A 732-nucleotide genomic window follows, 5' to 3' on the forward strand; every position below is an offset into this window, starting at 1 on the left:
ATTACGTCAATATCATGAGTTATGACTTGCACGGAGCATGGAATGATCATGTCGGTCATAACGCTGCACTTTATGATACAGGCAAGGACTCAGAGCTAGCGCAATGGGGCGTTTATACCACCTCTCAATATGGCGGCATTGGTTATCTCAATACCGACTGGGCTTTCCACTACTTCCGCGGCTCCATGCCCGCAGGCCGGATTAATATTGGTGTGCCTTATTATACCCGTGGCTGGCAAGGAGTAACGGGCGGTGAAAATGGGCTTTGGGGACGGGCGGCATTGCCAAATCAAAGCGAATGCCCAGCCGGAACTGGGGAAGGTGAAAAAAATAATTGCGGATATGGTGCCACTGGTTTAGAGAACATGTGGCATGACTTAGACGTAAATGGCAATGAAATGGGAGCCGGTTCTAACCCCATGTGGCATGCGAAAAACCTTGAAAAAGGTATTTGGGGTTCGTACCTAGCCGCTTATGGGCTTAATCCAGACAATGCACCTTGGGTTGGTCAATATCAACGCCATTTTGATAGCGTAGCTGTTGCGCCTTGGCTATGGAACGCTGACAAACGTGTATTCCTATCCACAGAAGATCAGCAGTCAATTGATATCAAAGCGGATTATGTCATCGATAAAGAGATCGGCGGCATTATGTTCTGGGAACTAGCTGGTGACTATAACTGCTATATTCTTGATGAAAATGGTCAACGTACCGAAGTGGATCTGTCAGAGC

1 protein-coding gene is annotated in these 732 nt (G+C 47.5%); it reads left to right on the forward strand.

Annotated elements, in window-relative coordinates:
* The coding region (locus tag B7C60_RS18285; RefSeq protein WP_245869048.1) for a glycoside hydrolase family 18 protein at positions 1-732 on the forward strand (732 nt) is incomplete at both ends.

Origin of the sequence: Vibrio fujianensis, from assembly GCF_002749895.1 — a bacterium.
GTDB classification, from domain to species: Bacteria; Pseudomonadota; Gammaproteobacteria; order Enterobacterales; family Vibrionaceae; genus Vibrio; species Vibrio fujianensis.